The 12338-nt window shown below is 49.0% G+C and carries 12 protein-coding genes; all 12 read left to right on the forward strand.

Features of this window, described 5'->3' with window-relative positions:
• Window positions 1-27 precede the first annotated feature (27 nt).
• The 12 genes from MHM93_RS15445 to MHM93_RS15500 all read left to right on the forward strand — a co-directional run bounded on the left by MHM93_RS15445 (window position 28) and on the right by MHM93_RS15500 (window position 12304).
• Window positions 28-657, forward strand: a complete 630-nt coding sequence (locus tag MHM93_RS15445; protein WP_239449703.1) for a DUF3164 family protein — start codon at window positions 28-30, stop codon at window positions 655-657.
• Window positions 658-665: 8 nt separating this feature from the next.
• Window positions 666-1145 carry a regulatory protein GemA gene (locus MHM93_RS15450; protein ID WP_239449704.1) on the forward strand — a complete coding sequence of 160 codons (480 nt, stop codon included), beginning with the start codon at window positions 666-668 and terminating at the stop codon, window positions 1143-1145.
• The gene (locus MHM93_RS15455; protein WP_239449705.1) at window positions 1138-1503 is read left to right on the forward strand and encodes a Mor transcription activator family protein; all 366 of its coding nucleotides are present in this window, start codon (window positions 1138-1140) and stop codon (window positions 1501-1503) included. Before MHM93_RS15450 ends, MHM93_RS15455 begins: the two co-directional genes overlap by 8 nt.
• 453 nt (window positions 1504-1956) lie before the next feature.
• On the forward strand, window positions 1957-2466 hold the full coding sequence (locus MHM93_RS15460) for a hypothetical protein (RefSeq protein ID WP_239449706.1): 510 nt from the start codon (window positions 1957-1959) through the stop codon (window positions 2464-2466).
• 14 nt (window positions 2467-2480) lie between these two features.
• Entirely contained in the window at window positions 2481-3746 is a 1266-nt protein-coding gene (locus MHM93_RS15465) for a hypothetical protein (RefSeq protein ID WP_239449707.1), read from the forward strand.
• A gap of 23 nt (window positions 3747-3769) precedes the next feature.
• Window positions 3770-5206: a hypothetical protein gene (locus tag MHM93_RS15470; protein WP_239449708.1), complete on the forward strand. Its 1437-nt coding sequence runs from the start codon at window positions 3770-3772 to the stop codon at window positions 5204-5206.
• Window positions 5207-5211: 5 nt separating this feature from the next.
• Window positions 5212-7200, forward strand: coding sequence for a PEGA domain-containing protein (locus tag MHM93_RS15475; RefSeq protein ID WP_239449709.1), 1989 nt, complete (start codon window positions 5212-5214; stop codon window positions 7198-7200).
• Window positions 7201-7331: 131 nt separating this feature from the next.
• The gene (locus tag MHM93_RS15480; protein ID WP_130147963.1) at window positions 7332-8102 is read left to right on the forward strand and encodes a MotA/TolQ/ExbB proton channel family protein; all 771 of its coding nucleotides are present in this window, start codon (window positions 7332-7334) and stop codon (window positions 8100-8102) included.
• Window positions 8103-8108: 6 nt separating this feature from the next.
• Window positions 8109-9176 (forward strand): vWA domain-containing protein, encoded by a 1068-nt coding sequence (locus MHM93_RS15485; protein ID WP_239449710.1) that lies wholly within the window; start codon window positions 8109-8111, stop codon window positions 9174-9176.
• Entirely contained in the window at window positions 9173-10117 is a 945-nt protein-coding gene (locus MHM93_RS15490) for a hypothetical protein (RefSeq protein ID WP_239449711.1), read from the forward strand. The genes MHM93_RS15485 and MHM93_RS15490 overlap by 4 nt, the downstream gene beginning before the upstream one ends.
• 64 nt (window positions 10118-10181) lie before the next feature.
• The gene (locus MHM93_RS15495; protein ID WP_239449712.1) at window positions 10182-10874 is read left to right on the forward strand and encodes a DNA-3-methyladenine glycosylase I; all 693 of its coding nucleotides are present in this window, start codon (window positions 10182-10184) and stop codon (window positions 10872-10874) included.
• Between the two features lie 8 nt (window positions 10875-10882).
• Entirely contained in the window at window positions 10883-12304 is a 1422-nt protein-coding gene (locus MHM93_RS15500; protein WP_239449713.1) for a YdiU family protein, read from the forward strand.
• Window positions 12305-12338 lie beyond the last annotated feature (34 nt).

The raw sequence follows: 12338 nt of genomic DNA on the forward strand, positions 1-12338 counted from the left end.
CTTCTACTACTTATATATAGGCAGAACATGAACAACGAACAAAATGAAACACGCACATACCTGGTTAACGCTCGTGGTTTTGAAGTACCACTTAAAGACATCAAGCCTAGTGATTTAGAAAAAAACGATCTTGTTGTCGGCTATATCAAGGACGCTAAGGCACTCAGTGAAATGCATGCTGAATTCAAAGCGAAGGTGTTTAGCAACGTAAATGACTTCATCGCGCGGATGGCCGAAAGCTATAACGTGGAAATAGGAGGTAATAAAGGAAACATCACTTTGACCAGTTTTGATCAGAAACAAAAGGTAACGGTTGGTGTTGATGACCAAATCACTTTCGGCCCTGAAATTAATGTGGCAAAAGAGCTGCTAGATAAAATAGTGGCAGAGAAGTCCGGCGCTATCGCTGACGACAAGCTTCTATTGGCCATCATTAATGATGCGTTTAGCACGAACAACGATGGCCAGTACAGTAAAGCGCGGATCATGTCTTTACGAAAGCATCGCTCTCTCAGTGATAACGAAGATTGGATCATGGCGATGAAGGCACTCGATGATGCAATCATCTTAAGTTCAACTAAAACCTATGTGCGCTTTTATGAGCGAAACCATACTGGCTCGTGGGTGCAAATACCGTTAGTAAGCAAGTCGCTTTAGGAGGCCTTATGCGTTTATCAAAGTCGCGCTACATTCAGTTGATACACATTGCGAAGAACCAGCTGCAGTTAGATGATGAGCTTTACCGTCAAGTACTCCAAGACTTAACTAAAAAACAGAGCTGTAAGGATATGTCTGTTAGTGAGCTAGACGAGGTATTGGAACACTTCAAAAGCAAAGGGTTTAAGCCAGTCTCAAAGAAAGGTGCTAAGGGATTAAGCCCGATGAGTCGCCATAAGAAGCCTGGCGAAAAAACGCAGCTGGATAAGCTGCGCCAGACTTGGATAGAAATGCATAGAGCTGGCTATATTAGGGACGGCTCTGAGGTGGCTTTGCTTAACTGGAGTAAAGCCCAGGCTAAGCGCTGGAATAAAGGCATTGCTGTTGAACGGTTAGAGTGGCTAACACCAGAAGCGCTTGGCTATCTTATTGAACAATTAAAAAGGTGGCATGTACGCGCTACGACTCAGGAGGTTAGCCATGAATGATAGAGTGTCATCTTCTAGCCGAGCCGACGGCATGCTCTTAACTATCTTTGAGCTAGTTATAGAGGGAGTAAAAGAAACACTCAGTGAGCAAGAGGCTGTTGAGCTTGGGATGGATGTTGTTGAACGTATTCGCCACACCTTTGGTGGAGAGCTCGTTTATGTTTGCCAGGGACGGAAACTAGACTCTATTATTATGAGTAATCAAATTTGGAACGAGTTCGATGGGCGGAACCAGACTGAGCTAGCTAAAAAATATGGTTGTTCTGTTCAGTGGGTGTATACAGTTATCAGAACTATGCGCAAGCTAAAACAAGATGAAGTTCAGGGTGACTTGTTCGGTAATAATGAAGGAGGGTAATAATGGCTATAAGGATATGCGACCTTTCAAAAGACCACCCGCTGGTAGCTGCTGCTGTTATAATGGCAGAGGCATACACCAAGCACACAGCAATGGCACCCGCGTTGGAAGATGTTCACAAGCAGTGCCCGTTAGTGACTCCCGATTGCTTAATAGCATTATGGGTTGGCATCGATGCGATGGGATCAAAAAAGCGGCTGAACTAATGGCCGCTCTTCATTTCACTATTTTAAAGCATGTTTAATAATGTCTCTCGGGTTTTCCCACTTAGTCTCACATGCTCCCGCAGTTATCGCGCATTAACCTATATAGTTTTCGTACATTAGATCACATTGTTGAGATCTCCAGCTAACAAAATCCTACAAACTAATGATTGCTTTTATGGCTAAAAAAACGATACATATAGTCTATCTGTTGTCTTTATAAAGCAGTTGAACTCTGCCGAGGAGGTATATGCGTACTTGCTTTGTACTATTAATACTATTGAGCAGTTTATCAGTGAGTGCTGAGCAACCTCCTTATCGCGCCTATGATTGTACGGCGGTAGAGATTGAAGAGGTCGACTCGGCAACATTAACCAAAGAAGAGCGTATTAGCCTAATGGAAAATGCGTTACTTGATTCAGTTAACCGATACAGTACTTGCATGGACCAAGTGCAACAAAGCATGGCGGCACAGCAGGCGGGTGAAGATACAGGAAATAACAATGCCCAAGCGACACGGCAAACACAAGACCAAGCTCAGGGGCAGAACGAAATGCTACAACAGCAAGCACAAGATAACACTGAGGTAGATGATAAAGAGCGTAAGGCAGGCCCTGGTCGAGAGCAGCAAGTGGTCGCGCCAAAAGACAACGACTCGATAATTTGCACTATGCTATACGAAGAGATTCAGAAGGAAACTAATGAGGCAACACGCAGTGCTTTACTGCAGCAGTATAAAGACTATCGTTGTACTCAGTAAGGATGGGCAGTGACATGAAATATTTAGTTCAAATACACCTAATGAGTGCATTGTTGATATCACTCTTATTGGTGAGTGGTTGTAAGTCTACCACTACACGGACTGGGCCTATAGCAGTGGGGCCGGGCGTTACGCAATCACAAAGCCCGTCTCCTGAGCCGAAGCGCTATACGTATAACAGCGATATTTATTTAGATGTGGCTATTCCTGTTTTCAACCCCGGCTTCCCTATCGACGATGATACCGGCCACGTTGATTATCAAGAGCTTGATGAGTTAGATATATGGCCACAATTACGCCGTGCTGAGGCCAAGCGTTTTGCCGTAGAAACCAAGCAGGCTTTAGCCAAGACCAAAGCATTCGGTTCCGTATCCGTGGTGCCCAATGCTAACACCAGTGCCGATTTATACGTGCTAGGTACAGTTTTACATTCAGACTCAGAATTTATTCGTTTAGAAGTTACGGTGGTCGATAGTAGCGGCGAACCCATTGATACTGAGGACTTTGAACACCAAGTATCGGAAAGCTTCTTTCGCGATGCAATGAACCAAGATAAAGACCCCTATGAGCCGGTGTTTGATGAGGTAGCCGATTATGTCTATGAGCTGTTAACGGATATGTCAGAGCAGCAAAAGCAGCAACTTAAAAACACCACTCTAGTGCGTTATGCCCACTACTATGCCCCTGATGCTTTCGATGGGTATTTATCGCAACAGTTAGAAAGTAAAAGAGGGACGCAGTTCTACAAGTACGAACTGAACGCCATGCCAGCAGAAAACGACCCTATGCTGCAGCGCATTGAGGTATTGCGTAATCAAGACATGCTTTTTGTCGACCGTTTACAGGATCAGTTTGCTGTTTTTCAGCAAACAACCAATGGCCCGTATCGTAAATGGCAAAGAGAGACCTTACCGGAAGCCGTACGGGCGCGCGAAGCGCGGTCCGAGCGCAATACTAAAGCGGTTATTGGGGCGTTAGGTTTCATTGCCGCCCTCGCCTTGGGTAATAACTCCACTTCCACATCCACAGCGGTAGCAAAAACCGCTGGAGCGTTGGGTAGCGCATGGCTATTGAAAGATGCATATCAGGCCAATGAAAATTTGCGAGTAGCGTCGGCGGTTATTGACGAAATGGGTCAAGGCTTGGACCTCACCCTAAGCCCCCAGGTGATGGAGTTCAATGAGCAAGAAGTTGAGCTGACAGGCACTGCGGCGGAACAATATGAGCAATGGAAAGCACACTTGCGCAAAATGTACCAGTTGGAAAGTAGTGCAAACTAATGCAGTAACCTAAGGCCATTGTTGTGCAACCAGAACAAAGCTCACTTGATGAGCAGTTAAAAAAGCAGACTCAGGTTCGCCAATCGCAAGTGGGTACTTATGTGGCGATTGCCCTAGCTAGTGTATTGTTGGTAGCTACTGGCATTGCGGCTTATTACTTCACCACCTTGGAGGTACAGCAGCAAGTCAGCACGCCGACAGAGGCGGCAGGCAGCGCTGTTGAGGCAAATGAACAACACCGTGAGCAAGCGCAGCAGGCGATACTTGCTTATGAGCAGCAATATCAACCACTATTAGCCCGAAGTCAGATTCAATCCTTTGCCCCAGCTAAGCACCAACAAGCAACGCAGGCCTATGAACTGGCCTTGCAAGCCTTTGCCCAAAGCCAATTCCGCGAGGTTGAAACGCACCTTAAGCATTCGATAGCCATGGCTGAAAAGTTACAGAAGCACTGGCTTGAGGCAGCTGATAGCTGGTATCAACAAGCTGAGCAGGCATTGACTCAGCAGCGCCCGCAGGAAGCGCAGTTATATGTGCAAAAGTTAACGGCGGTTAATGACCAAGATACGCGCATCAAGGAGTTGCAACAGCGCATTGATGGTTTTGCGCAGCAACAGCACTGGTGGCGCGTGTATCAAGGAGCGTTAGCGGAGCGAGATGTCCCTAAGCAAGTCACTGCATTGCAACAGCTCGTTCAAGCGCAACCCAACCGAGATGAATTAAAACAAAAATTAGCAGCGGCTCAAGAATCATTGCGACAAAACCAATTGAGTGCAGCCGTAGAGCAGGCTCAGCAGGCGTTACAACAACAACAGCTGCAACAGGCTCAGCAAGCGATATCGCGTATTGCACAATTGCAAGGTGATAAGAATACTCTGGCGCTGCTAAAGGCTCAGTTAGCTAAACAGCAAAGGCAATTGAGCACCGAGCAAACGCGCGCTTTACTCCTACAAGCCAGCGAGCAGCAACAGTGGCAACAGGTTATTCGGTTAGCCGAGCAATATCTACAGCAGGCGCCAGGAGATAGCACTATTACTGCGCTAGCCGCACGAGGACGCGAGGTGTTAGCCGCCAAGCAAAAACTTAATGTGTATTTAACGCGGCCACAGCGCTTAAGCGATAGCAGCGTGCGTGCTCAAGCCGAACAAGCGCTCACCCGCGCTCAACCACTTAAACCTTACTCTCAGGATTTAGCTCGTGGTATTGATACCTTACGTGCGCACCTAAAAGAGATGAGCACGCCTGTGCAGATCACTTTGCTATCAAATGGCGAGACCCAGGTACGAATTTTTGGTGTTGAGCGCCTTGGTGAGTTTACTGAAAAAACGCTTCCGTTGTTGCCCGGCAGCTATACCATCGAGGGGCGACGCTCTGGCTATGTCACGGTAAAAGAGAAACTCATCGTGAACAGTGACAGCCACAGCGTATCGCTCACCATAGCCTGTACTAAAAGGATTTAAGATCTATGTCTGATTTAGATGCACAACTCAAGCAGCGACAAAAAAGCACTTTGTTGCCAATGCTTATTGGTGCTTTGCTAGCGCTGTTGTTAGCACTTACGGTTGTTGTCTATCTATTTGTAGTTAAAGGCCACACCATTAAGGTCTCACCTGAGCCTGCTGCGCAACAGGCGCAGTTTAAGGTCACCTCAGGCATGGGGTGGTTGTCTGATAATGTGCTATATCGCTTAGCCAGTGATGTGAGCGTGCAAGTTTCATCACCAACTTACTATGACCATGCACAGCAAATCACAGCCAACACAGCCAGTGTGGTAGAGGTGGAGCTGAAGCCAAAGCCGGGCACGCTGGCAGCGAAAGTGTCCGTGCCCTTCGCCGAGCATACCTTGTGGGTCGTGGATGGGCAATTACTGGGCAAAGGCGCGGCCATCAGTGAGCCCCTTGAGCAAGGGCAATACCAGTTAAGCATAGAGAACCCTTACTACCAGCGCTGGCAAAAGCGCATTGAACTAGAGCGTGCACAAACATTAACCCTTGAGCCTTTACTTAAGCCTATTAAGGGCGCGTTGACCGTTGCTTCCGTCCCCAGCGGGGCGGATGTTTATGTCAATGACCAGCTTCAAGGGCAAACGCCATTCTCCCTCTCCGTTAGTGGGGGTGTTTATCAACTCACCGTGCAAAAGCAGGGCTACAGAGACAGTACCGAAGAGCTCGAGGTAACCGAGCAGTTTCCCAGTGTGGAGCGTAACTATCAACTCAAGGCGCAACAAGCAACCCTCGCTTTTACCTTGCAGCCCAGCGGCGGCAGCTTATTTGTTAACGGTCAGTTGATCAGCGAGACAGAGCTCTCGGTTGATGCCAATACCATGCACAGCGTGCGTTATGTCAAACCGGGGTTTTACAGCTTTAATAGCAAGGTGATTTTACCGCCGCAGGCCCATAAGGCGTATCCTATTACTCTTAAGCCTGAGCAAGGCAAGGTGACTATTACCAGTAATGTCCAAGCTCAGGTGTATATTGATGAGCAACCTGTGGCTGCTACCCCATTGACCACCATGTTGCCAGCGTTAGCCCATGATGTGAAGGTGGCAAAACCAGGCTATCGCGCGGTACACAAAAATCTTACACCGAGCGCTGAGCACCCAACCACTATGCATGTTGAGCTATTAACCGAGTTTGACGCTCGGCGTAGGGAAGGGCGGCCTTTGTTTGTATCAACCTTAGGTATAGACATGAAGCGTTTCTCTATGGATGCCTTTACCATGGGGTCGCCGCAAAATGAAATAGGCCGTAAACGCAATGAGTTTCCGGTAAAGGTCGATTTTTCACGAACAGTGTGGGTGTCGGCGCATGAGATCAGCGAAGCGCAATTCAGTGCCTTCGCCAACGATGTCGCTCCATCCCTTTTACCCGTGAGCAATATCTCTTGGCTGCGCGCGCTGCAATACTGTAATTGGTTGAGTGAGCAAGAGGCGCTGACACCCTACTATCGCATCGCCAATAACCAATTGCTTGGTATCAACCCACAAGCACGAGGTTATCGGTTATTAACGGAGGCGGAGTGGGAATGGTTGGCGAAAAAAGCAAAACGCGCCCGCGCCACTAAATATATATGGGGTGATAGTGAGCGTATTCCTCGTGATGCAGGTAACTTTGCTGATAGCAGTTTAAAGGGTCAGCAGCCTTTCTACTTTGCCAACTATCAAGATGGCTTTGCTAACAAAGCCCCAGTCGGTAGCTTTCGCGCTGATAAAGCGGGGCTGTATGATTTGGCAGGCAATGTCAGTGAGTGGGTGTTTGATAGCAGCTCTTATGTTACCCCAGATCTGAGTAAGGTGCATATCGACTACACCGGGCCGCGCTCTACTGGGAACCCCATTGCTAAAGGGGGCAATTATTTATCTGGGCGCATGCAATCGCTGCGCGGCGCCGTAAAGATCATCAGCGACGGGCCAAGCGCCACTATTGGCTTTCGCATAGCGCGTTATGAGAGGTAAAAATGAAACGTAAACTTATTGTCGGCTTAGTCAGTGTCATACTGGCATGCACGGTAGGGGGAGTGGCGGTGGCTGCAAAAATTAGCCTCGACTCGCCGGCCACTTTCCCCGTTGATATTTAAGGATGCACTATGAGTAGTGATAATACGCGCATGAATTTACCACTTTGGGTGTCGGTGAGTGTGTTTGTGCTTACCGTCGTTGTTGTGCACCTCTTGTATCAGGGCCTTATCCGTCCCGCCGCTGAGGCTGCTATTGCCGCTCATGGGGCCGGAGCCACAGCGAATGTGTGGGTAATACTCAAAGATGCCGAGCAACAGGCTTGTATCACTTTGGCTATATTCTGCTTGATTCTGATGGCGTACAAATATTACCGCATTGTCAGTAAAGAGGAGCCGGTGTTTACCTTCGATTATTTGCAAACCTTTGCCAAGGATAAACCTTTAGTTGTGGATGAGGCTCTGGCTTATCTGGAACAAGGCGAAAGTGCGAAAAACAGCTCAGTTGCAACGTGGATCAACTGTTTACGTCGTTATAAAAACACGCAAAACGTGCAGCACGCTGCTGATGCGATTCGTGATAGCGTCGAGTCTCTTGCCGCGCAGTTAGAGGCCGGTAACGCCATGATCCGCTTTTTCATTTGGGCCATTCCCAGTATCGGCTTTGTCGGCACAGTGCGTGGTATCGGCTCGGCGCTGGCCAAGGCCGAAGAGGCCGTCGCTGGGGATATTGCCGGCATGGTCGATAAGCTTGGCGTGGCCTTTAATTCAACCTTAGTGTCACTGCTGCTATCCATTGTCTTGATGTATGTGTTGTTTCACTTAAATAACCGCCAAGATGAAATGGTGTTGAAGACCAAAAACAACTGTGAAACCCATCTGTTGACGCATTTGCATAAGTAACTGCTGATGTTTAAACGCCGCGCTGAGCAGGGGGTTAACCTATCTTTTTTAGACGTCATGGCATGTGGCCTTGGCGCGGTATTGCTGATCTTAATTGTCATTAAGTTTCAAGCTTATACAGCAGTACCCAGCACCGAAATAGAGCGCTTACAGCAGCAGTTGGCGGCTGCAGAGCAGCGTGTTCAGAGAGCACAAGCACAGCTGGACGATATGAGCGCGCAAGTTAAGCAAGCGCAGGCGGATGGGCAGATCAGTAAAGCGCGGGTGGAGGCATTGCAAGTGATTCAACAAGCGGCGCAGCAGGCCTTAGCGCAGCAACAAGCGGTCGTTGCTCAGTTGCAGCAGTCAATTGCCGCAGCGGGGCCTGCTAAGGCCGATGATCTTGTCGCCTTGAGTGGGAGTGGTGAAGAGCAATACTTGTTGGGCCTTAAGGTCGAGGGCCAGCGCATTGGTATCTTGATTGATACCAGTGCGTCAATGACCGATGAGCAGTTGATTCAGGTGATCCGGCGAAAAATCGGCTCGGTGCAGCAAAAACAGCAAGGGCCCAAATGGCTGCGCACTAAGCGCGTAGCAAAATGGCTGTTAGCGCGCGTTCCTAACAATGCTCAAGTCAGTGTAATAAGCTTTAACTCCAGCTCCCAAGTACTGGGTCTACGCGCTATCAACTCGGCCAAAGTCGAGTCCAGTATGCAAGCCATCGTTGCCGATATTGATGCCTTGGTGCCAGAGCATGGTACAGACTTATATACCGCTTTAAAGACGATGCGCAGTACCTTGGAAAACCTTGATGCCCTGTATATCATTACCGATGGCTTACCCACCATGATGGCCGGTGCCCCCGGGTTTCGGGAAACTAAAAACTGCAAACCCCTGAGCGGTAATATGAAAACAATCGATGGTGACTGCCGTGCGCGTATTCACCAGTTTAGTGTTGCCGAGGCGGCCCCGAAGGTGCCCACCCATATTGTGTTGTTACCGCTTGAGGGCGACCCTTTGGCTCCGGCTCTTTATTGGAACTGGGCGAATGCCACCGGTGGCTTAATGATAAGCCCGGCAGGGAGTTGGCCATGAAAAGACGCGAGCCCATAGAGATATTCAGCCTGTCGTTTTTGGATATTATCTCCTGTGCCTTTGGGGCGGTTGTTATGCTTATTTTGTTAGCAAAAAATGCCGATCAGGGCGAGTATAACGACGCCGGTCAAGTTGCCAACCTAGTGATTGCCCTTGATGGCGCCGAGCAGCAACTACAGCAATTACAGCAAGCGCTGAAGCAAAGTGAGCAAGCATTGGCGCAGGCGCAAGCACAAGGTGTTAGCAATGCCAGTCAGCAACGCGCACTGGAAGCGCAAGTGGCCCGTGCCAAAAATAACGTTCAGCAACTGAGCGACGCCGCTTCTGGCCTCGAACAAAGCTTAATTGAACGCCAACGAGCAGCCATTAGCGCGGCTCAGGCCCCAGCACGTGATGATGAAGTAGGCGGCATTCCGGTAGATAGTAATTATGTGGTGTTTATTATCGACACCTCAGGGTCAATGAAGACAATTTGGCCGCGTGTGTTATCAACGCTGGATGAGGTACTTAACAACCACCCTCAAGTTACCGGCTTTCAGGTATTATCCGATAACGGTGATGTGTTAGGTGGCAGTCAACTCGGTTCATGGCGTAGCGATAGTAAAGCGCAACGAGCCGGGGTATTACGGGGATTGCAGCATTGGAGTGGCAGCTCAAACAGTTCACCGGTTGAGGGGATTGCCGCCAGCTTAAAGGCTTATGCCCGTTACCAAGGTGATTTAGCCCTGTATGTGTTTGGTGATGATTATACCGGCACTAGCTATGATGCAGCATTGGCACAAATTAATCGCCTCAATCGAAACCATGGCAATCAACCCATTGCTCGAATTCATGGTATCGCCTTTAAACGCCATAGCGGGGCCTCACGGGATATGATCAAGTTCTCCACGTTAATGCGCGAAGTGGCGCGACAAAACAACGGCACTTTTATGGGCTTATAGAGCCTTCTCCTGATGCTGCTCGCATGTTTAAATAGCGGCTATAGAGTCTATTGGTAAGTACGTTATGGAAACCTATCGCGCTATATACGAGCGTGCGCTTGAGCGAAAAGGCTCGTCAGCGCAGCTAGAAGCCTTATTGAGTCAACCCCTGAGCACCGCACAACTGCAGCGCCTTAGCGATGATGCCTGGTTAGAAGAATTTACTCGTAAGATATTTCAAAGTGGCTTTTATTGGTCGGTTATTAATGCCAAATGGTCAGGGTTTCGTGAGGTTTTTTGGGACTTCAATATCGATAAGCTGCTGATGATGTCGCCAGAAATGCTCGAGCAAAAGGCCGCCGATGAGCGCATCGTGCGCAATTTTAAAAAGGTACAAACGGTGCCCGAAAATTGCTATATGATCTATGAAACAGCGCAGCAGCACGGCAGTTTTAGCAACTTCGTAGCGCAGTGGCCAAGCACCGACATTATTGGCCTGTGGCAGTATTTAAAAAAGCAGGGAGCGCGCCTAGGTGGTAACACTGCGGCTTACGCGCTGCGCAGTATGGGCAAAGACACCTTTGTGTTATCGCGGGATGTGGAAGCCTATTGCCGCGCCCACGAAGTGATCGACGGTGGTTTGCACAGCAAACGCTCACTCACCGCTATTCAAGCTATGTTTAACGACTTGCAACAACAAAGCGGCCGCTCTTTACAAGAGCTCAGCTTACTTATCGCCTACAGTGTTGGCGACAACCGTGTTGGCATCGCCAGCTAAGGACAATTATGAAGCTTCACAACCCATATCAACATATTCAAGCACTGAGTCATCAGGCCGAAGTTAAGCACTTCGAGCAAGCCCAAGTGTTGTTATGGAACACCCCACTGGCTGAGCAATTTGGCCTAGGCGACGATGAGCAAAAGCGCTTGCTGCTGGGTCAAGGAGTGAAGAAAACCACGGCCTTAGCGTATGCTGGACATCAGTTTGGCAATTATGTGCCGTTACTGGGAGATGGGCGGGCACATTTGCTTGGCGCGTTAGTGGATGAGCAAGGTTTAAGTTGGGATATTCAACTGAAAGGCTCGGGAGCTACGCAATTTTCTCGTGGTGGCGATGGCCTCTGTGCTATAGGGCCCGCAATTCGTGAGTTTATTATGAGTGAAGCGCTGGCAGGGTTGGGTGTGCCTACCAGCCGTTGTTTAGGCGTGGCTTTAACCGGCGAGACCCTTATGCGTCAGCAGCCAAGTGCCGGTGCCATCGTCAGCCGTCTTGCTAGTAGCCACATCCGCGTCGGCAGTTTTCAGTTTTTGGCGGCGCAGCAAGAAACGCAAGCCTTGCAACAGCTGGTGGAGCTGACTATTGCCCGTCACTACCCGGAGTTGGCAGGTGAAATGGGGGATACGCGTTTACTGGCTTTGTTTAATGCGGTGATGGCGAAGCAAATTGAGCTGGTGGTACAGTGGATGCGGGTAGGCTTTATTCATGGCGTTATGAATACCGATAATACCCTGGTGAGTGGTGAGACCATAGACTACGGTCCGTGTGCGATGATCAATCAATTTGATTTTAATCGTGCCTTTAGCTCTATAGATCGCCAAGGCCGCTATGCATATGGTAATCAGCCACAGATGGCCAACTGGAACTTAGCGCGCTTTGCTGAGACCTTAATTGACCTGTTTGCGGCGTCGCGAGAACAGGCGGTGGAAGCGCTGACGAATGCGCTAAACCAATTTGGTGACAAATTTAATTTGGCATTAAAACAGATGTGGATGAGCAAGCTGGGATTACTGGCAACGGACGGTGAGCAAGAGCCATTAATTAATGAGCTGTTGATGAGCATGCAGCAACAGCAATTGGATTTTACCAATACCTTTGCGCAACTCACTGACTATTGCCAAGGTAAACAAACGGGCTTGGCTCAACTCGAAGCGGATTTAGGCCCGTGGTTAGAGCAATGGCAGAGCGTGGTGAACCAACACTTACGCCAAAGTGCGACCTTGATGAGTAAGGCGAACCCCCAGGTGATCCCCCGTAATCATCAAGTCGAAGCGGTGATTGCGGACTTTGAACAGCAAGGCCACAGTGACAAGCTTGCGCCCTTGCTGGCGGCTTTAAAAGACCCTTATCAAGTGCAAGCACAACATCACTATCTACAACAACCGCCCGCTACGAGTGATGAGCAGTATCAAACTTTCTGCGGCACTTAAAACGCCTGCGTTCGGTAAAAAGCCCGGCATGAAC

This window comes from Pseudoalteromonas sp. MM17-2 (assembly GCF_022347945.1).
In the GTDB taxonomy this organism is placed as follows: domain Bacteria; phylum Pseudomonadota; class Gammaproteobacteria; order Enterobacterales; family Alteromonadaceae; genus Pseudoalteromonas; species Pseudoalteromonas ruthenica.

What these genes read in the sequence shown, in the direction of transcription:
- MHM93_RS15460 (WP_239449706.1), top strand. Translation starts at nt 1,957, where the DNA reads ATGCGTACTTGCTTTGTACTATTAATACTATTGAGCAGTTTATCAGTG.
- MHM93_RS15495 (WP_239449712.1), top strand. Translation starts at nt 10,182, where the DNA reads ATGGAAACCTATCGCGCTATATACGAGCGTGCGCTTGAGCGAAAAGGC.
- MHM93_RS15485 (WP_239449710.1), top strand. Translation starts at nt 8,109, where the DNA reads ATGTTTAAACGCCGCGCTGAGCAGGGGGTTAACCTATCTTTTTTAGAC.
- MHM93_RS15455 (WP_239449705.1), top strand. Translation starts at nt 1,138, where the DNA reads ATGAATGATAGAGTGTCATCTTCTAGCCGAGCCGACGGCATGCTCTTA.
- MHM93_RS15475 (WP_239449709.1), top strand. Translation starts at nt 5,212, where the DNA reads ATGTCTGATTTAGATGCACAACTCAAGCAGCGACAAAAAAGCACTTTG.
- MHM93_RS15500 (WP_239449713.1), top strand. Translation starts at nt 10,883, where the DNA reads ATGAAGCTTCACAACCCATATCAACATATTCAAGCACTGAGTCATCAG.
- MHM93_RS15490 (WP_239449711.1), top strand. Translation starts at nt 9,173, where the DNA reads ATGAAAAGACGCGAGCCCATAGAGATATTCAGCCTGTCGTTTTTGGAT.
- MHM93_RS15480 (WP_130147963.1), top strand. Translation starts at nt 7,332, where the DNA reads ATGAGTAGTGATAATACGCGCATGAATTTACCACTTTGGGTGTCGGTG.
- MHM93_RS15445 (WP_239449703.1), top strand. Translation starts at nt 28, where the DNA reads ATGAACAACGAACAAAATGAAACACGCACATACCTGGTTAACGCTCGT.
- MHM93_RS15450 (WP_239449704.1), top strand. Translation starts at nt 666, where the DNA reads ATGCGTTTATCAAAGTCGCGCTACATTCAGTTGATACACATTGCGAAG.
- MHM93_RS15465 (WP_239449707.1), top strand. Translation starts at nt 2,481, where the DNA reads ATGAAATATTTAGTTCAAATACACCTAATGAGTGCATTGTTGATATCA.